Consider the following 18810-nt stretch of genomic DNA (forward strand, 5'->3'; position numbering starts at 1 on the left):
CGATGAATTCCTTATCGGCGCTTTAGGTAGAAAGGGCGGAACGAGAAGTCTCCCACGGTCCGTACTGGCTAGAGTCGGAATCGAGCTGTTAGTCCCGCCCACCCCTTCAAGTCTAAACATACAAGCGAGCTTGCTCGCGATGAGGTCGTGACATTCAACATTGATGTTGGCTGTCCGGGCGCTATCGCGAGCAGGCTCGCTCCTGCAGGTTACATGTCCGGCACGAGCCTTGTGCGACTTATCTGTCAGTCAATTTGGCCGGAATAGGCGATGTATCAACGTCGCCAGATGGTTAAGATCCCTTCATCTTTTTCCATTCCCAGAGGTTTTCATGCGTTTTTCCGAACTGCTCAACGCTGTCCGCAGCCAGCCGATGGAGCTGTCTATCCCGGCCTCATGGGCCCAGGGGCGAGCCAGTTTCGGTGGCCTGGTGGCCGCTTTGCAGTACGAAGCCATGCGCGCCCGGGTTCCGGCGGATCGACCGGTGCGTTCGTTGGCAATCACCTTTGTCGGCCCGGTTGAGCCCGAGGTGCCGGTCAGTTTTGACGTCGAGGTGCTGCGCGAAGGCAAGGCCGTCAGCCAAGTGCTGGGCCGGGTGATGCAGAAGGGCCAGGTGGTGACGTTGATCCAGGGCAGCTTCGGCGCCTCGCGACCTTCGGAAGTGGCGGTGGCCGCTGAACCGGCACCTGAAATGAAGCACTGGGACGAATGCCAGGAATTGCCTTTCGTCGAAGGCGTCATTCCGGAGTTCATGCGGCATCTGGCGATGCGCTGGAGTGTCGGCGGGCTGCCGTTCAGCGGTAGCACATCCCGGCAAATGGGTGGCTGGGTACGTTTGCGCGGCGACGTAAAGGAAGAGGCTATCGGCGAGGCGCATATCCTGGCGCTGGTGGACGCCTGGCCGCCGGCCCTGATGCCGTTTTTGAAGAAGCCGGCGATGGGCAGCACGCTGACCTGGACCATCGAATTCGTGCAGCCGCTGCTGGAACTGAGCACCCTGGACTGGTGCAAATACCTCGTCGAAACCGAATACGCCGCCGATGGCTACGGGCATGCCGCCGCAAAAATGTGGAGCGCGGATGGCCGGTTGATCGCCATGAGCCGGCAGACCGTGACTGTGTTCGCCTGATCAGTGACGGCGGTGGCGCTCACGCCAGGCGCGCCACCAGCCGCCGCTGAGGAAGAACCGTGGAAACGTCAGGAACTGCTCGACCAACAGGCGTGATACCGCATCCTTGCGATCACTGAAGGGTTCGGAGGCTTGGGTCTCCAGGTTGTGGCCGTGGCGTTGCAAGGCCAGCGCCGCAATCACACCGATTACGCCGATGGCGATATTTGCCAGGCTCAGGCTGAACACCCCGGTCACAATCAGCAGAAATGCCACGATGAACAGCGGCACCGCGATCAGGTGCAGCACCAGATTGGTCGGGTGCTGATGATTGTTCGGGTAGGCTCGCCATTGCCAGGCGGGTAGGTTGGGGTGACGTTTGCCCATGATGCCGATCCTCGATCCATGTTGAACACATGTGATTAAGAATAGGCCCGGTCTATGCTGGCGGCGAATCAAGGCTGGCTATTGGCTTGATAGGTGCCATGACTGGAATAGATGGTGCCAGTTCTGAAGCCTTCGCGAGCAAGCCCGTTCCTACATTTTGACCGTATTCCAATGAAAGAACGCGGTCACCTGTGGGAGCGGGCTTGCCCGCGAAGAGGCCCTCAAAGTTTGAGCTGACCTATCGCCTTGCTTAATTCCCCGGCCAACGCCGCCAGCTCATTGCTGGTGATCGCCGAAGTCACCGTCTGCTGCACCGTGTTCTCGGTCACGTCACGGATGCTCACCACCGCCCGGTTCATCTCCTCCGCCACCTGGCTCTGCTGCTCGGCCGCCACCGCGATCTGCGTGTTGCTTTCACGCATCTGCGCCACCGCTCCGGTGATCTCGGCCAATGCCGCGCCGGCCTCTTGGGCCTGTTGTACGCAGTCGTCGGCCTTGAACGAGCTCTCTTGCATGAAGTCCACGGCGTCCCGTGTGCCGGCCTGTAACGCCGAAACCATGAGGGTGATCTCATCCGTGGAGGTCTGCACGCGTTTGGCGAGGTTGCGTACTTCATCGGCGACTACCGCGAAACCGCGACCCATCTCGCCGGCCCGGGCCGCTTCGATGGCGGCGTTCAGCGCCAACAGGTTGGTTTGCTCGGCGATGCTGTGAATCACGTTGACCACGCCGTTGATTTTCTGGCTGTCCTCGGCCAGGCGTTGAATCATCTCGGCAGTCTGCTGGACGCCGGTGGACAGTCCGGCAATCGACCGCTGCACCCGTGTCACAACCGCCTGCCCGCTGCCGGCCAGGGTATCGGCCGATTGCGAAAGGTCACGGGTGGCACCGGCGTGTTGAGCGATGTGATAGACCGTTGCGGTCATTTCATTGATCGCTGTGGCGGCCTGATCGGTTTCACTTTGCTGGCCCAGCATGCCGTGGCGCACTTCATTCATGCTGGCCGCCAGCCGTGCGGCGCCGATGTCCAGTTGCCGGGCGGTGCTGGCGACGGTGTTGACCACCCGTTGATAACCGGCCTGCATGGCGTTGAAGGCGTTGGCCATTTGCCCGACTTCGTCGCTGCAAGCCAATGGCACGCTGGCCGACAGGTCGCCGGTTTTCTCCACGTGCAACATGACGTCTTTCAAGGTGTTGAGCTGGCTGAGCAGGAAGCGGATCAATAACTGCGATGCACCGAGCATTGCCAGCATCAGGATGAACACCGCCGACGCGTAGTTGGTGAAGCGCTCGCTGAACACCTGGCTCAGGCTCGGACCATGGGCAATCACGGCGACCTGCTGGCCGTCGGCACGGGTAAACACTTCGGCACCCATCAGCGGATTGTCACCGAACAGCGGCATCACGTTGATCTCGACCCAGCCATTGGCGTCGGCCAGTTCTTGCACGGGTTGCTCATTGAGCGTGGGCGCCTGTCCTCGGCTGAACGCAAGCAAGTTGTCGGCGTGGGGCAACGTTTGCCCGGCGGGCCAGGCTTCGAGCAATTGCGCCTGAGCCTGGGCCGAAGCCTGGGCTGCGTGACTGCGGGCCTGTTGTTCGAGCTGCACGGCGTACAGCACCAGCAAAAGCGTGGTGATGAAGGCGACAGCGTTGACCGCCCAGAATTTGTATTTCAGCGAGATATTGCTAAGCCAGGCACCCATGGAGGTCTTCTCTGATAGCGGAAACAGTTTTGGCAAGGTGCCAGCATTGTGCCGCTACTCAGAAATTCGAACCTTGATACACGTCAATGTGGGAGCGGGCTTGCTCGCGAAAGCAGGGTATCAGTCGACATCAATGGTGTTTGATAGTCCCCCTTCGCGAGCAAGCCCGCTCCCACAAGGGGCAGTGTTTACAAGGCGATGGTGGGCAGCCGATAAAACGCTCGTGCGCAGGCTGTCGTGTGTGTCGCCAGATCCTCCTGGCTTTCCCCGCGATGCAGTGCTACTTCGCGCAGCACTTCGGTCAGGTACGCCGGCTCGTTTCGCCCGTTTTTCGGCTTGGGGCGCAGGCTGCGCGGCAGCAGATACGGTGCATCGCTTTCGAGCATCAGGCGTCCGCGCTTGATCTCCTTGACCAGTGGGTGCAAATGCGTTCCCCGGCGCTCGTCACAGATCCAGCCGGTAATGCCGATGTGCAAGTCCAGGTCGAGATAGCTGAACAGTGCCTTCTGCTCTCCAGTGAAGCAGTGCACTACGGCGGCCGGCAGTCGGTCGCGGAAGTCGCGCAGGATTTCCAGCAGACGCTGGCTGGCGTCGCGTTCGTGCAGAAAAACCGGCAGCTGCAATTCGACGGCCATGGCCAGGTGTTCTTCGAGGACCTTCTCCTGTTGCGGGCGCGGCGAGAAATCACGGTTGAAATCCAGCCCGCATTCGCCCACGGCCACCACATTCGGCTCCAAGAGCAAGCTGCGCAAACGTCGGGCGCTGTCGGCGTTCCAGTCGCTGGCGCAGTGAGGGTGAATACCGGCGGTGGCGAACAGTCGCTGGGCGCTTTCGTCCAGTTGCTGGCACAGCTCAAGGGCCTGTTCACTGCCCTCGACACTGGTGCCGGTCAGCACCAGTTGGCACACGCCGGCCGCGTAGGCGCGGTCAAGTACGGCCTGGTGTTTGTCGGCAAAACTGGCGTTGGTCAGGTTGACGCCGATATCGATGAGTTGCATGGTGCTACCTCGGCCCAAAGGCCGGAAAGCATATCAGAGCCGTGGATTTATAAGAAAAACCAAGAACTACAACGGGTTAACGCTGTCTCTTGAGCCGCGGACCAGACCTGGTTGGTAGTTTTGCCATCATTGTGCCAGTCTTTCGCACGTTGCCAGCGCCTTGGGCGCTCTGTTTTTGTCGCCGCGCTTGATGGTTTTCGTCATTGAAGCGGGCCTCATATTCTTTCCGGAGAGTGGATGATTCGTCCCTCGATTTTGCTACTGCTGTGTTGTTCGCTGCTACTGCCGATGACGGCGGTCGCGCGTCTGCCCGGGCCGTTGCAAGCCGTACCGGCCAGCAAGGTGCGCGACCTTGCGGAAATACGCAGCAGTCGTGTGCTGCGGGTGTTGGTCAACCAGAGCCGCAACAGTTCCGGTGAAGTCCAGGGGCAGGCGATCGGGGTCGAGTACCATCGCCTGAGAGCGTTCGAGCAATACCTCAACGGCCACGCCCGTGACGGTCAGGAAATCACCCTCAAGATCATTCCCAAGGCCAAGGATCAACTGCTTGGCGCATTGCAGCGGGGGGAGGGCGATCTGGTGGCGCCAGGCGAGTTGCTCGAGCTGCAACCCGGCTTCGCCGTCAGTACCAGTGAGCCGATTGCCAGCAACATCCCGTTGGTCCTGGTGGGCATCAAGGGCGAACGCCGCTACACCAGGCTTGAACAGCTTTCCGGCAAGACCCTGGCATTACCCGCAGGCAGTGCCGCCGGGGATGCCGTCAGCCAGATCAATCAAAAGCTCGCCTTGCACAAACTGCCACCGGTCACAATCGAATGGGTCGATCCGAGCCTTGCCGTCGAGGATGTACTGGAGATGGTGCAGGGCGGGATCTTCCACCTGACCATCGTCGAGCAACCGATCGCCGAACGCTGGGGCAAGATCCTGCCCAGGCTGCGTTTCGACAAACAGGTACTCGTCAGTGATCCGGGAGAGGAATTCTGGTTCGTGCGCCGTGATGCCTCGATGCTGCGGGCCAGCATTGATCGCTTCCTCACCGTCTACAAAAAACCATCGGATCAGGACGCCGCGTTCCTGCGGATCTATCGTCGTCTCTATCAAGTGCACTATCCACTGGCCAAGGCGGACCGACAGCGCCTGGAAAAACTTCGCCCAGTGTTGCAAAAACACGCCGACGCCCAGGGCATGGACTGGCTGAACCTGGCGGCGCTGGCCTTCAAGGAGTCATCCCTGCAACCCGCCGCCCGCAGTGGCGGTGGCCCCACCGGTCTGATGCAGATCACGCCTTCTGCGGCGCAGCGGGTGGGGGTCAACAATATTCAGGACCTTGATGGCAATGTGCAGGCCGGGGCCAAGTACCTGGCGATGATCCGGCGCAAATTCTTTGCCAGTCCGAAACTCAACGAGCGCGAACGCATGGCCTTCGTGCTGGCGGCCTACAACATCGGGCCGGAGCGGGTGCAAGGAATGCGCGCCGAAGCCCGCCGGCGAGGCTTGAATCCCAACCAGTGGTTCTTCCAGGTCGAACGCATTGCCATGGAGCAAGTGGGTATGGGGCCTGTCAGTTATGTTAATAGCGTGAACAAGTATTACTTGGCGTTCGACCGGGAGCGGGAGTCGTTGGAGCCCCAGGGGCAAAAGGTTGTCTCACGCAAATGATCAACAAATCTGATTGTTATGACGGGTTTTTTGCGCTTTTAGAATGTGAATTACTGATTAATATAGCGGCCAACCAACACACACTGACAAGGAATGAAACAGCATGAGCACACTGATCAATAAGGTACTGTCTACACGCGCTGGCTACGGCCTGACCGTTCTGCGCATCGTGGTCGGCATTATTTTCGCCGCTCACGGTTCGCAGAAGCTCTTCGGGGCATTCGGTGGCTATGGTCTGGCTGGAACCGCGCAGTACATGGAAAGCATCGGACTGACGCCGGGTTACCTGATGGCGGCACTGGCGGGCGGCACCGAATTCTTCGCCGGCCTGGCCCTGATCATCGGCTTGCTGGTTCGCCCGGCCGCACTGGGCCTGATCTTCCTGTCGCTGGTCGCGATTTTTTCGGTGCACATCAGCAACGGTCTGTTCATGGCCAACAACGGTTATGAGTTCGCCCTGGCGTTGCTCGGTGGCAGTATCGCGGTATTGATCGAAGGTGCGGGCAAGCTCTCGGCGGACCGTGCCATCGCCGGTTGACCGCTCTGGTTCAACGAAAAGGCCCGCATTGTGCGGGCCTTTTTTGTTGAGCGTCATTCTTGACACTGTCCAGTCAGCTTCTCTAGGATGTTGCTCATGCGCCGATTTAAACAGCTACTTGCGGGGCGCCAGGTGACTCATCCAGTTGCCGATAGAAGCCGGAACAGGCTTCGAAATACCGCTAAAGCGCTGGTTCGGTGTTGCCTCTCACCTGCCATGCAGACTTTTGAGGCAGAGACACGACACAATGAATGCACTAAACCCCGTTGTACGTCCCGCGCCGATCACGGCACACCTGACCCAGCGCAATCCAAAAATCCTGCTTGGCGGCAAACATCAGCCGACGCTCTTGCGTTATCTCGATGGCTGGCCACGTCGTACCGGCGGTCCCGCTGCCTTCCTGATCCAGTTTGTCGAAGACGGTGAGTCGCTCGCTCGTTTCGCCAACGACAGTTTCGATCTGGCAGTGATTCAGTCCCCCAGCCTTGAAGATGCGCCTGAAGTGATCCGGCAACTGACCCGCGTTGCCCGGCAAGGGCTGATTACCCGGCTTTAACGCTTACGGGTACTCGATTGCCACGATGTACACACACTGCTCACCCGTCGGTGTCTGGACCCGGACTTCGGCGTCCAGTGCCTTGCCGATCAATGCGCGGGCCAGGGGCGAGTCGATGCTGATCAGGCCCTGTTTGAGGTCCAGTTCATCCGGCCCGACAATGCGGTAGCGCGACTCTTTGCCGTCCTCGTCTTCGATCGTGACCCAGGCGCCGAAATAGACCTTGTTCGGATCGCTGGGTTTTTCGCTGACAACCTTGAGCGCTTCCAGGCGTTTGGTGAGAAAACGCACGCGGCTGTCGATCTCTCGCAGCATCTTTTTGCCATAGGTGTATTCGGCGTTCTCCGAGCGATCACCCTGGGCCGCGGCTTCGCTGACAGCCTGGGTAACCTGGGGCCGACGTACATGCCACAACTCATGGAACTCGGCGCGCATCCGCGCTTCACCCTCGGGGGTGATCAGCGCGGTGCCAGCGGTGCGGGGAGGGCGGTAACGGCTCATGACAGCTTCTTGTGGTGAGGATGGCAGGAGTCTATCAACCCTCGCGCAGAACTGTCAGCGGGCTGGCGTTCAATGCCCGACGGGTGCCGAACACCCCGGCACCACCAATGAGCACGGCGCCCACCAGTGGGAGCAACAACAGCCATGGATGTGGATGCCACGGCAGGTCAAAGGCGTAGCGGTAGAGCACCCAGCTCACCACTTCCGAACCCAGCGCCGCCAGCAGGCCACTGACTGCGCCCAGCAAACCGAACTCGATACGCCGGGCCTTGACCAGCAATTGCCGCTCCGCCCCCAGCGCACGCAGCAACGCACCCTGGCGAATGCGTTCATCCAGCGTCGCTTGCAGGCCGGAGAACAGCACCGCCATCCCCGCCGCCAACACGAACAACAACACGTACTCCACCGCCAGGGTCACCTGGGCGAGGATGCTGCGCAGTTGCTCCAGCAAGGCTTCGACTTGCAGGATGGTCACCGCCGGGAAGGCGCGGGACAGGTCGACAATCTGTTGGTCGTGACCGGCTGCCAGATAGAAACTGGTCAGGTAGGTCGCTGGCAGATCCTTGAGGGTGCCGGGCTGGAAGATCATGAAGAAGTTCGGCTGGAAGTTGTCCCAGTTGATCTCCCGCAGGCTGGTGACCTTCGCCTCGCGATTGACTCCGCCAACGCTGAATACCAGGTGGTCGCCGAGCTTTATTTTCAAACTCTCGGCGACCTTGCCCTCTACCGACACGCCGGGAACATCGTCCGGCATCTGTTGGTTCCACCAATTGCCGGCCGTGAGTTTGTTGCCCGACGGCAGGTCCGCGGCCCAGGTCAGGCTCAGGTCGCGCTGGATCGCCCGGTCCCCGGCCGATTCCTTGGTGACGATTTGCTGCACAGGCTCGCCGTTGATGCTGATCAAGCGTCCAGGCACCACCGGGTACAGCGGTGCCGATTGCGCCGATACGGTGATCAGGTGATCGGTGAAGGCCTGTTTGTCCGCTGGCAGGATGTTCAGCGCGAAGTAGTTTGGAGCGTTTTTCGGCAGCTGGTTCTGCCAGGTGTCCAGCAACTCGCCGCGCAGCAGCGCAATCAGCGCCATTGACAGCAGAATCAGGCCGAACGCCAGGGACTGGCCCGCGGCAGCGAGTGGATGACGCAGCAGTTGGCCCAGTCCCAGGCGCCAGGGCAAGGACGCACGAGCAAGCATGCGCCGCAGGCTCTTCAACAGCAGCAACAACAAACCGCCCAGCACCAACGCTGCAATCACGCCGCCGCCGAGCAGGGCAAAGGTCAGCACCAGGTCCAGGCTCAGGCGCCACATGATCAGGGCGAGGGCGCCCAGCGCTGCGCCGTAGACCATCCAGGTGCTGGAAGGGATCGGCAGCATATCCCGGCGCAGCACGCGCAATGGCGGAACCCGGCCCAGAGCCGCCAGTGGCGGCAAGGCGAATCCGGCCAACGCCACCAGTCCGGTGCCGATCCCGGCAATGGCCGGAAACAGCCCGCCCGGAGGCACGTCGGTCGGCAACAAGTCATGCAGCAGGGCAAACAATCCCAGCTGTGCGAGCCAGCCGAGGAGGGCGCCGCTGATGCTGGCCAGCAGCCCGAGCACAGTCAATTGCAGGCTGAACAGCACCATGGTTTCCCGGCGCGACAGCCCGAGGCAGCGCAGCAAGGCACTGGCATCGAACCGTCGGGTGGCGAAGCGGGTTGCCGACAGCGCCACCGCCACGCCGGACAGCAACACCGCCACCAGGCTGGCCATGTTCAGGTAGCGTTCGGCTTTGCCCAGGGCGCCACCGATCTGTCGATTACCGTCGCGGGCGTCCTGCAAGCGCTGGTTGGCGGCAAGCCCCGGTTTGATCAGTTGCCGATACGTCTCGAGTGCCTGAGCGCTGCCTCGCCATAATTCGCGATAGCTGACCCTGCTGCCGGGCTGCACCACGCCGGTGGCTGCAAGGTCGTCGAGGTTGATCAGCACCCGCGGTGTCAGGCTGTAGAAATTGCCGGCTCGATCGGGTTCGTAAGTCAGCACCCGCGCCAGTTTCAGGGTTTTCATGCCGACATCGATGCTGTCGCCGATCTTCAGGTCCAGGGCGGTCAGCAGGCGTGCCTCGACCCAGGCTTCACCGGGTTGCGGTCCGCCACCGACTATTTGCGTGGCAAAGGGGGCGGGCGCGCTTTTCAATTCGCCGCGTAGCGGGTAGGTGTCATCGGCCGCCTTGATGCTGGACAGCTGAATGCTGTTGTCGGTGGCGATGACGCTGGAGAACTCCACCACTTGAGCGTGTTCCAGACCCAGTTCGGTGCCGCTTCTTATCTGTTCGGGGCGCGCAGGCGAACTGCCTTCGAGCAGCAGGTCGGCACCGAGGAATTCGGTAGCGCGCAGCATCATGGCGCCGTTCAGGCGCGCGCCAAAGTAACCGATGGCGGTGCTGGCGGCCACGGCCACCAGCAAGGCGAAAAACAACACGCGCAATTCACCGGCGCGGGCATCGCGCAGTAATTGGCGGATGGCGAGACTGAACAGGCGCAACAGCGGCAGGCGTGCCATCAAGGCTCCAGAGGGGCGACCAGCAGGCCGGCTTCAAGACGGATCAGGCGCCGGCAGCGATGGGCCAGGCGTTCATCGTGAGTCACCAGCACCAGGGTCGTGCCGCGCTCCTGGTTGAGCTCGAACAGCAAGTCGCTGATGCGCTCGCCGGTGTGGCTGTCGAGGTTGCCGGTCGGTTCGTCGGCGAACAGCACATCGGGCTCGGCGGCAAACGCTCGGGCAATCGCCACGCGTTGTTGCTCGCCTCCGGAGAGCTGGCGCGGCGAGTGAGTCAGGCGTTGGCCCAGCCCCACCCGTTGCAGCAATTGGGTGGCGCGTTCGCGGGCGTCTTTGCGGCCATCGAGCTCCAGTGGCAGCATGACGTTTTCCAGGGCATTGAGACTGTCGAGCAGCTGAAACGATTGAAAGACAAAACCCACGTGCTCGGCGCGGATGCGCGCACGCTGGTCTTCATCGAGGTTGCTCAGGCCTTGCCCGGCGAGTGTGACTTCGCCGCTGCTCGGCAGGTCGAGGCCGGCAAGCAGGCCCAGCAAGGTGGACTTGCCGGAGCCGGAAGCGCCGACGATGGCCAGGCTGTCGCCCTTGTTCAGTTCCAGGCTGAGTTGGTGCAGGATGGTCAGTTCACCTTCCGCGCTGGGAACCACTTTGCTAAGGTCCTTCGCGATGAGAATGCTTGCGCCCATGGAGAGTCCGATGCGTGTCTGGTTTTTGAGTGCTGGCCTGGCCTTGATGTGCATGGCCCAAAACGCAGCGGCGGGTACAGTCCTGATCGTTGGCGATAGTATCAGCGCCGGTTTCGGGCTGGATACCCGGCTGGGGTGGGTGTCGCTGCTTGAGCAACGGCTCAGGCACGAAGGTTTCGACGACAAAGTGATCAATGCGTCCATCAGTGGCGACACCAGTGCCGGAGGCCAGGCGCGCCTGCCCGCGCTGCTTGCAGAGCATAAACCGGAACTGGTGATCCTCGAGTTGGGCGGCAATGATGGTCTGCGCGGGATGTTGCCAACTCAATTGCAACAAAATCTTGCTTCGATGATCGACAGCTCCCGGGCCAGCGGTGCCAAGGTGTTGCTGCTCGGCATGCAATTGCCACCCAATTATGGTGCGCGTTACACCAAGGCGTTCGCCGAGGTCTACAGCAACCTGGCCGAAGAGAAAAAGATCCCGCTGGTGCCGTTTTTCCTCGATGGCGTAGGCGGTCATCCGGACTTGATGCAGGCTGACGGCATACACCCGGCGGCCGGGGCTCAGGACAAGTTGCTGGAAAATGTCTGGCCTACTCTAAAACCACTGTTATGACACTTTTCTAGAAGCAGGCTTTCGGCTAAGGTGGCGCCCCCGATTTGGAGCCCCCGATGCCGCGTCCCGCCTGGTCACTATTTGCCTATCAACTGATCGAGCCTGACGAACAGCTGGATCTGTTCGCCTGCCAGGAAGTGCGGGTGCATCTGGTGACCCGTCAGCTGGAGTTGGGCGGTTCGGCGGACCGGACCCTGTGCGGCAGTCTGTTGCCGGCGCAACCTCGCTGGTCGAGTGTTGATCGCCGTGTGTTTCAGGACCAGCGGCTGTGTTCGTTGTGCCGGGCCATTCTTGAGTCGCAGAAGCGGGGGACGTCGCCGATCTGGCCTGAATTGCGGTTTGAGCTTTGATCTGTCAAGAGTCGTGGCGGCCTTCGAGCCGACCTGTCTTTTGTTGGCCGTGTACATATCCGTTGCTGCGGTAACGGCGGCTTATGGTTTCGCCCTTGCGGCCCCTTGCTAAGGCTCGGGGTTCCTTCGCTCCGGTATTCATCAGGGCGCATCGCCTCCGGTCTGCTTCGCGACGACCTCCTCTCGATGTGTTCGACTTCGTCGAACGGCGCTGCGCGCCTGCCCCCTGATGAACACCTCCGCTCAGCCTTCCGAGGGGGCGGGTGGATCAAGATCAAGAGCTGCAGGCGAGCTAACGCTCGGCCTGATGAGTGGTGAAGAGCGTGGGGGTACGCGGCCCTGCTTTTGCTCTGCTCTTCTGTGGGAGCGAGCTTGCTCGCGATGGACGTCAACGATAACGCGTGCTGCCTGAATGCCCGCGTTGTCCTGGCGTTTTTCGCGAGCAAGCTCGCTCCTACAGGGAAACGCGTTCAGTTGTAATCAGCCCGGCCAGCAGGCCGCCGCTTTTGCTTTTGATCTTCTTGCCCCGGAGCGAGGCACCGAACGTCAGGGGCAAAAGCCCTTGGTTACTGGGGGCTTTTCCAGGTAGCCCGCCATAAGGGCGGAACCCTCAAAAATCCACACCGCCTGCCCTACAGCCTTCGCGAGCAAGCCCGCTCCCACACGGGATCGAGGATAATCTCAATATCGCCTTGCACTGCCTGTAATCGGGCGATCTCCCCGAAATAACGGACTGCAGTGTACAATCGCGTTCTTATACTCTCAGTTGATCATGCATAGGATTTTCCGGATGTTGTCGCGCTTTCCTGCCGTCACCCGCTGCCTGACTCTTGCCGCCCTCTTTGTGGCCGGTCCAGTCGCAGCATTGGAGCTTCCCCTGCCACCGCCCGGTGAGGACATCATCGGCCAGGTGCAGGTGATCAAGGCCAAGTACGAAGATACCTTCGCCGACCTTGGTACCGCCTACGATCTGGGCTACACGGAAATGGTCGCGGCCAACCCGGGTGTCGATGCCTGGTTGCCAGGCGCCGGTACGGAAATCATTCTGCCGACTCGCTTCATCCTGCCACCAGGTCCGCGTGAAGGCATCGTGATCAACCTGGCCGAGTACCGCCTCTACTACTACCCGAAAGGCAAGAACGTGGTGTACACGTTCCCGCTGGGTATCGGTCGTGAAGGCTGGGGCTCGCCGATTGCCCACACCAGCATCACCGCCAAGACACCGAACCCTACCTGGACGCCTCCGGCTTCGATCAAGGCCGAGCACGCAGCAGACGGTGATCCGCTGCCCAACGTCGTGCCGGCCGGCCCTGACAACCCGCTGGGGCCGTTCAAGTTCACCCTGGGCACACCGGGCTACCTGATCCACGGTTCGAACAAGAAGTTCGGTATCGGCATGCGCACCAGCCACGGTTGCTTCCGCATGTTCAACAACAACGTGCTGGAAATGGCGGGCATGGTGCCGGTCGGAACGTCGGTGCGGATCATCAACGACCCGTACAAGTTTGGTCTGAGTGGCGGCAAGGTCTATCTGGAGGCGCATACGCCGCTGGACGACAAGGGCAACCCGTCGGTGGTCGACAAGCACACCGCAGTCATCAATGCGATGCTCAAGCGTGAAGACATCACCAACAACCTGCGTATGAACTGGGATGTGGTGCGTGATGTGGTCGCCGCTGAAGACGGCCTGCCGGTTGAGATCGCTGTGCCGGGCAACGGCGTTGCACCGATGGTATCGAGCATGCCGATCGACCCGCTGCAGTAATGCTGGCAAAGAGCCCGTCGGCGCGGACAGCGTCGACGGGTTTTTTATTGCCTGGAGAAACGCCAGGCAATAAAAAAGCCGACCCAAAAAATGGGTCGGCTTGATAACAATCCCGAAGGATTATTACTTGCGGCTAGCTTTGTCCAGCATGCGCAGAGCACGCTCGTTAGCTTCGTCAGCAGTCTGTTGTGCTTTTTGAGCAGCAGCCAGAGCTTCATCAGCTTTACGGTAAGCTTCGTCTGCACGAGCCTGGGAGCGAGCAGCTGCGTCTTCAGTAGCGGTCAGACGTGCTTCGGTTTCTTTCGATGCGCTGCTGCAACCGGTAGCCAGAACTGCGGCCAGAGCCAGAGCAGAGAATTTCAGAACGTTGTTCATCGTGTTCCCCTTCAAGGACTTTCTATTAAGTAGCTATCTCCTCCGATTGAGGAAAGAGCCGGCGTACATACTACCCATTACTTGTAGTAAGTAAAACTGACGTGACGCAAGAAGCAAAAAAAATTGTAGGCGTTGATTCTTTTTCGAGCAACTTTTAACTGAATTGTTTAAAAAATATCCAGCTACAAGGCCCGTAGCTGAGCGAGCCAATGAGAAAAAGTTCCTGTGGTACAGCGCTGTTTTTCAGTCTGGCTAAAGTCCGCCTACATGGAATCGTCTACACTTTTGTTCGGCTTTTGTGTGGCGCCTCTCAATATCTTTCTCGATGTTCAGGTGACTTTAACAACGGGCGCTCGTCTTAAGTCTCAACATCCGGCAATGTACAGGCTATCGACCCGGAGTGATCTTCGGTCGAGCCAATCCTGCGTGACCCGGAGCAGCACCCGCCAACCCGCACGATGACGAGCGCACCTTGAGCATTTCTGCCAATGGTGCCTACTATTTGTACGTGCTCGGTAGCGCGAGATCGGTGCAGCTCTTCTCGGTGTCCACTCAGGCACGGGGTGGCGTAGATGTTCCTTCGCCGGAAAAACATCGGTAAGGTAGGGGTCGGAATTCCAGACCCGCGAGGAGTAGTGATGAGCGAGGCGTTGTCCATCCACCATGACCAGGCTGGTCATCAGTTCGAGACCAATGTGGACGGTCATCGTGCCTATCTGACCTATATGGATCTGGGGAAACAGACCCTGGATATCTATCGCACCTTCGTGCCCAACGCATTGCGTGGTCGCGGTATTGCGGCAGCCTTGACCGAGAAGGCGCTGGAGTACGCTGACGAAATGGGCTACACCGTCATTCCATCGTGCTCCTACGTCGAGCGCTACATGGAGCGTCACCAGCGGCATGCGGCCAAGCTGAGTCAGTGACCTTCAACAAAACGAACACATAAAAAAACGCCGGGTTCAGCCCGGCGTTTTTTTTTGTGTGTGCTTTTTGCGCCGCCAAACAGGCGATCAGCTGCGATCGCGTTTAGGCAGCACATCCTTGAGCTTGGCATGCATGCTGCGCAAGGTGTTTTCGGTGGCGGTCCAGTCGATGCAGGCGTCGGTGATCGACACGCCGTATTGCAGGTCGGCGAGGTCTTTCGGGATCGCCTGGGCGCCCCAGTTCAAGTGGCTTTCAACCATCAGGCCGATGATCGACTTGTTGCCTTCGAGGATCTGGTTGGCGACGTTCTCCATCACCAGCGGTTGCAGGGCCGGATCCTTGTTGGAGTTGGCGTGGCTGCAATCGACCATGATGTTCGGCTTGATCTTCGCCTTGTTCAGCGCCTGCTCGCAGAGCGCAACGCTGACCGAATCGTAGTTCGGTTTGCCGTTGCCGCCGCGCAGCACCACGTGACCGTAGGCATTGCCCTTGGTGGTCACGATCGACACGCCACCTTCCTGGTTGATACCCAGGAAACGGTGCGGGCTGGAAACCGATTGCAGGGCGTTGATCGCCACGGTCAGGCCGCCATCTGTGCCGTTCTTGAAGCCGACGGCCGAGGACAGCCCGGAGGCCATTTCACGGTGAGTCTGGGATTCGGTGGTGCGCGCGCCGATGGCCGACCAGCTGATCAGGTCCTGCAAGTATTGCGGGGAGATCGGGTCGAGGGCTTCGGTGGCGGTCGGCAGGCCTTTTTCGGCCAGGTCCAGCAGCAACTGGCGACCGATGTGCAAGCCGTCCTGGATCTTGAACGAGTCGTCCAGATACGGGTCGTTGATCAAGCCTTTCCAGCCGACGGTGGTACGTGGCTTTTCGAAGTACACGCGCATGACCAGATACAGGGTATCGGACACTTCGGCGGCGAGAACTTTCAGGCGCTCGGCATATTCGTGGGCGGCCTTGATGTCGTGGATCGAGCAAGGCCCGATGACGACGAACAGGCGATGGTCGGTGCCATCCAGAATGTTGCGAATGACTTCGCGGCCCTTGGTGACGGTGCGCAGTGCGGCGTCGCTCAGGGGAATATCGCGCTTGAGCTGATCGGGAGTGATCAGTGTCTCGTTGGAGGCGACGTTTAGGTCGTTGATCGGTAAATCAGCCATCGTTTACTCGTCAGGTCACGGGTGCCGGCCGCCAGCGAACCCGCGCGGCGGAGCACAGCAAATTAAGCGCGTCGGGGAGCTGAACCTTAGCGCGTTACACCGTGGCTCGACAATGGGCAGACGCCGGTTTGGTGGGGTTTCGCAGTCAGTTTCCCTGCCGCGAGGGGCAAACCGATCAAGAACGCCTCTATTCCAGCACCGGTTGCGCAAAAGCCTTGCGCACCGAATCGTGAGAGAACTCGTCGGCATGCTCCTGGACCCATTCGAGGGCCAGGGCCTGGATGTCCTGCAAGTCTTCGTGGGCCTCATGCAGGCGGCAGTAGCGTTCGATCTGGCACACTTGTTCGCCCATCCGGGCGCTGAACAGCGTTTGTTCATCGACGAAAGCGATGCCTACCAGATAACCGCGCTTGCGTCGCAGGCACCAGGCGACATAGCCCAGGTAGCGCATGTCCGGGTTCACGGTCGGCATGCGTACCTCCAGCGCCGTGCCGTGACGCCACGCGCGGTGATAATTGCAAGCCATGCCCCCGAGACTGATAGTGTGCAGCTGTCGTCGCGTAAGACACTCAGGTTTCAGCAACGTTAATTCGACGGGCACATCGTCAGGGTGAGGAATGAATCGTCCCATGAACACAGACTCCATGTGTCGGCCATCTGACATTGTTCCTCCCAGTATAGTGGTCGAATTGGAACTGACCGATTTTGACGCCGACCAACGGCTGCTGGCGATGAGCGGTGTATCGCTGGTCATTTTCACCAGTGTCGGCTGCGCCAGTTGCCGTTTTGCCCGCGAGCAATTGCCGACACTCGGCCTGGCAGTCGATCGACTGTGCTGGATCGATGCCGGCAACAACGGCGGGGTGGTCGAGCGTTACCAGGTTTTTCACTTGCCGGCGCTGTTTGTCGTTCGCGACGGTGAATTCTTTGGAGCACTGAAATCGCGCCTGACCCGCACCGAGCTCAATCGGGCCGTGCGCCAGGCGCTGAGTCGAACAGCAGAGGAGTTGCCATGATGGGAGCAGTTGCCAGGCCGACGATCGGCATTATCGGGACCGGCGCAATCGGCGGTTTCTATGGGGTGATGCTGGCGCGTGCCGGTTTTGATGTGCATTTTCTGCTACGCAGCGAGTTCTCCGCGGTGGCCGACCATGGCTTGCGAGTCGATAGCGCGCCCCACGGTGTACTGACGTTGAACCCGGTGCAGGCCTATTCGGACGCGCAAGACATGCCACCCTGCGATTGGCTGCTGGTGGGCGCGAAAACCACCAGCAACGCCGACCTGGCACCTGCCATCCTGCAGGCGGCGGCACCGAACGCCAAGGTACTGCTGTTGCAAAACGGCCTGGACGTCGAAGACAGCCTGCGCGCGTTGCTCCCCGATTCGCTGCATGTGCTTGGAGGGCTCTGCTACATCTGCGTCCATCGCGAGGCGCCGGGCGTCATTGACCATCAGGCGCTGGGCGCGGTGCATGTGGGTTATCACAGCGGTCCCGCCGATGGGCCGGCACGCAGCGCAATTGTCGAGGAGGGCGTCGGGCTGTTTCGCAGCGCCGGCCTCGATTCCCAGGCCATGGCGAATCTGCATCAGGCGCGTTGGCAAAAACTGGTCTGGAATATCCCTTACAACGGTCTCTCGGTTTTGCTGGGGGCGAGCACTACACCGTTGATGGCCGATGCCGACAGCCGCGAGCTGGTCAAGGCGCTGATGGCTGAAGTGGTGCAAGGCGCTGTTGCCTGCGGGCACGACGTACCGGCAGGCTATGCCGAGCATTTGTTCATGGTGACCGAAAAGATGCCCGACTACTGGCCGAGCATGTACCACGATTATTTGCACAAGCGACCGCTGGAACTGGCCGCGATCTACGCCCGGCCTTTGGCGGCGGCGAAGGCAGCCGGGTGTGAGATGCCACGCATCGAGGCCTTGTATCGCAGTTTGAGTTTCATTGATCGACGCAACACCTGAGTCGACCGACCTGAGGGGGAAGGGCATGCCAAAGGCAATTGACGACAAGCTGGTGCTGGCGATTTCTTCGCGGGCGCTGTTCGACCTGAGCGAAAGCCACAAGGTCTACCTGTCGAGTGGCGTCGAGGCCTACCGGCAATATCAGATCGAACACGAAGACGAAATCCTCGAGCCCGGCGATGCCTTTCCGTTGGTGCAGAAACTCCTGAACCTCAACAACAGCCTCGGCCGCGCCCGGGTCGAGGTGATTCTGGTGTCGCGCAACAGCGCCGACACCGGGCTGCGGGTGTTCAACTCGATTGACCACTACGGACTGGCCATTTCCCGTGCGGCCTTTGTCGGCGGGCGCAGTCCGTATCCCTACCTCAAGGCCTTTGGCTGCGACCTGTTTCTCTCGACCCACGCCGAAGACGTGCGCAATGCACTGGATGCCGGGTTCGCGGCAGCGACCATTCTGTCGGGCGGTGCCAGTCGTGCGGCCAGCGACGAGTTACGCATTGCCTTCGATGGAGACGCGGTACTGTTTTCCGATGAGTCGGAACGCATTTATCAGGCCGGTGGTCTGGAGGCGTTCCAGGCCAGCGAGCGTGAGGCCGCCCGCGAACCGTTGCGCGGTGGGCCGTTCAAAGGGTTTCTCGCGGCCCTCAACCTGTTGCAGCGTGAGTTCCCGGAGGACACCTGTCCGATCCGTACCGCGCTGGTCACTGCGCGATCGGCGCCAGCCCATGAGCGGGTCATTCGCACGTTGCGCGAATGGGACATCCGTCTTGACGAGTCGCTGTTCCTCGGTGGCCTGACCAAGTCGGCCTTTCTCGAAGCCTTCGCGGCCGACGTGTTTTTCGACGATCAGGCCGGTCACTGCGAGTTGGCCCGAGAAGTCGTCGCCACCGGTCATGTGCCCCATGGCATAAGCAACGAGCAAAAGGTTTAAGCCCACCGTTCAATGCGTTGCGCGGGACGTCGTAGTCGCCAAGGC

20 protein-coding genes are annotated in these 18810 nt (G+C 60.5%); 11 read left to right on the forward strand and 9 right to left on the reverse strand.

What is annotated here, in order from left to right; genetic code table 11:
- The first annotated feature begins 331 nt into the window (after positions 1-331).
- Positions 332-1129, forward strand: a complete 798-nt coding sequence (locus tag KGB29_RS16975; RefSeq protein ID WP_154860256.1) for an acyl-CoA thioesterase — start codon at positions 332-334, stop codon at positions 1127-1129.
- On the opposite strand, the gene KGB29_RS16980 is transcribed toward KGB29_RS16975, so the two are convergent.
- From KGB29_RS16980 to KGB29_RS16990, 3 genes are all read right to left on the reverse strand, one after another.
- Positions 1130-1495, reverse strand: coding sequence for an Mpo1-like protein (locus KGB29_RS16980; RefSeq protein ID WP_057713798.1), 366 nt, complete (start codon positions 1493-1495; stop codon positions 1130-1132).
- A gap of 221 nt (positions 1496-1716) precedes the next feature.
- Positions 1717-3198, reverse strand: coding sequence for a methyl-accepting chemotaxis protein (locus KGB29_RS16985; protein WP_218543326.1), 1482 nt, complete (start codon positions 3196-3198; stop codon positions 1717-1719).
- Positions 3199-3386: 188 nt separating this feature from the next.
- On the reverse strand, positions 3387-4196 hold the full coding sequence (locus tag KGB29_RS16990; RefSeq protein WP_218543327.1) for a TatD family hydrolase: 810 nt from the start codon (positions 4194-4196) through the stop codon (positions 3387-3389).
- 237 nt (positions 4197-4433) lie between these two features.
- On the opposite strand from KGB29_RS16990, the gene KGB29_RS16995 reads away from it, so the two are divergent.
- The 3 genes from KGB29_RS16995 (at position 4434) to KGB29_RS17005 (ending at position 6949) form a co-directional block, all read left to right on the forward strand.
- Positions 4434-5855, forward strand: a complete 1422-nt coding sequence (locus KGB29_RS16995; protein WP_218543328.1) for a transglycosylase SLT domain-containing protein — start codon at positions 4434-4436, stop codon at positions 5853-5855.
- Between the two features lie 103 nt (positions 5856-5958).
- The gene (locus KGB29_RS17000; RefSeq protein WP_008049052.1) at positions 5959-6393 is read left to right on the forward strand and encodes a DoxX family protein; all 435 of its coding nucleotides are present in this window, start codon (positions 5959-5961) and stop codon (positions 6391-6393) included.
- A gap of 247 nt (positions 6394-6640) precedes the next feature.
- Complete coding sequence (locus KGB29_RS17005) at positions 6641-6949, forward strand: hypothetical protein (RefSeq protein WP_057713803.1); 309 nt, start codon at positions 6641-6643, stop codon at positions 6947-6949.
- 3 nt (positions 6950-6952) lie between these two features.
- Here the strand turns inward: KGB29_RS17005 and greB are convergent, their stop codons facing one another.
- The 3 genes from greB to KGB29_RS17020 are packed head-to-tail and all read right to left on the reverse strand — an operon-like array spanning position 6953 to position 10672.
- Entirely contained in the window at positions 6953-7450 is a 498-nt protein-coding gene (greB, locus tag KGB29_RS17010; protein WP_057713804.1) for a transcription elongation factor GreB, read from the reverse strand.
- Positions 7451-7484: 34 nt separating this feature from the next.
- Positions 7485-9989 carry an ABC transporter permease gene (locus KGB29_RS17015; protein ID WP_090457083.1) on the reverse strand — a complete coding sequence of 835 codons (2505 nt, stop codon included), beginning with the start codon at positions 9987-9989 and terminating at the stop codon, positions 7485-7487.
- Positions 9989-10672, reverse strand: a complete 684-nt coding sequence (locus KGB29_RS17020; protein ID WP_046043370.1) for an ABC transporter ATP-binding protein — start codon at positions 10670-10672, stop codon at positions 9989-9991. Before KGB29_RS17020 ends, KGB29_RS17015 begins: the two co-directional genes overlap by 1 nt.
- A gap of 10 nt (positions 10673-10682) precedes the next feature.
- Here KGB29_RS17020 and KGB29_RS17025 point away from each other — a divergent pair, with 10 nt between their 5' ends.
- From KGB29_RS17025 to KGB29_RS17035, 3 genes are all read left to right on the forward strand, one after another.
- Positions 10683-11288 carry an arylesterase gene (locus tag KGB29_RS17025; protein WP_154860250.1) on the forward strand — a complete coding sequence of 202 codons (606 nt, stop codon included), beginning with the start codon at positions 10683-10685 and terminating at the stop codon, positions 11286-11288.
- Positions 11289-11344: 56 nt separating this feature from the next.
- Positions 11345-11638 (forward strand): hypothetical protein, encoded by a 294-nt coding sequence (locus tag KGB29_RS17030; protein WP_003226812.1) that lies wholly within the window; start codon positions 11345-11347, stop codon positions 11636-11638.
- A gap of 790 nt (positions 11639-12428) precedes the next feature.
- Positions 12429-13403, forward strand: coding sequence for a L,D-transpeptidase family protein (locus KGB29_RS17035; protein ID WP_154860249.1), 975 nt, complete (start codon positions 12429-12431; stop codon positions 13401-13403).
- Positions 13404-13526: 123 nt separating this feature from the next.
- Here the strand turns inward: KGB29_RS17035 and oprI are convergent, their stop codons facing one another.
- The gene (oprI, locus tag KGB29_RS17040; protein ID WP_003199355.1) at positions 13527-13778 is read right to left on the reverse strand and encodes an outer membrane lipoprotei OprI; all 252 of its coding nucleotides are present in this window, start codon (positions 13776-13778) and stop codon (positions 13527-13529) included.
- Positions 13779-14416: 638 nt separating this feature from the next.
- On the opposite strand from oprI, the gene KGB29_RS17045 reads away from it, so the two are divergent.
- Entirely contained in the window at positions 14417-14704 is a 288-nt protein-coding gene (locus KGB29_RS17045; protein ID WP_007973562.1) for a GNAT family N-acetyltransferase, read from the forward strand.
- An 87-nt stretch (positions 14705-14791) separates the two neighbouring features.
- On the opposite strand, the gene KGB29_RS17050 is transcribed toward KGB29_RS17045, so the two are convergent.
- Entirely contained in the window at positions 14792-15868 is a 1077-nt protein-coding gene (locus KGB29_RS17050) for a 3-deoxy-7-phosphoheptulonate synthase (RefSeq protein ID WP_007973561.1), read from the reverse strand.
- A gap of 187 nt (positions 15869-16055) precedes the next feature.
- Positions 16056-16499 carry a PilZ domain-containing protein gene (locus KGB29_RS17055; RefSeq protein ID WP_218543329.1) on the reverse strand — a complete coding sequence of 148 codons (444 nt, stop codon included), beginning with the start codon at positions 16497-16499 and terminating at the stop codon, positions 16056-16058.
- On the opposite strand from KGB29_RS17055, the gene KGB29_RS17060 reads away from it, so the two are divergent.
- From KGB29_RS17060 to KGB29_RS17070, 3 genes are read left to right on the forward strand one after another with little or no spacing between them, the layout of a single operon-like run.
- The gene (locus KGB29_RS17060) at positions 16498-16884 is read left to right on the forward strand and encodes a thioredoxin family protein (RefSeq protein WP_218543331.1); all 387 of its coding nucleotides are present in this window, start codon (positions 16498-16500) and stop codon (positions 16882-16884) included. The genes KGB29_RS17055 and KGB29_RS17060 overlap by 2 nt on opposite strands.
- A complete protein-coding gene (locus tag KGB29_RS17065) occupies positions 16881-17834 on the forward strand; it encodes a putative 2-dehydropantoate 2-reductase (protein WP_218543333.1) in 954 nt (317 codons plus the stop codon). Before KGB29_RS17060 ends, KGB29_RS17065 begins: the two co-directional genes overlap by 4 nt.
- A 25-nt stretch (positions 17835-17859) precedes the next feature.
- On the forward strand, positions 17860-18765 hold the full coding sequence (locus KGB29_RS17070) for a 5'-nucleotidase (RefSeq protein ID WP_046043378.1): 906 nt from the start codon (positions 17860-17862) through the stop codon (positions 18763-18765).
- The last annotated feature ends 45 nt before the right edge of the window (positions 18766-18810 follow it).

The sequence above is a fragment of the Pseudomonas sp. BF-B-30 genome (assembly GCF_019956305.1).
In the GTDB taxonomy this organism is placed as follows: Bacteria; Pseudomonadota; Gammaproteobacteria; order Pseudomonadales; family Pseudomonadaceae; genus Aquipseudomonas; species Aquipseudomonas jessenii.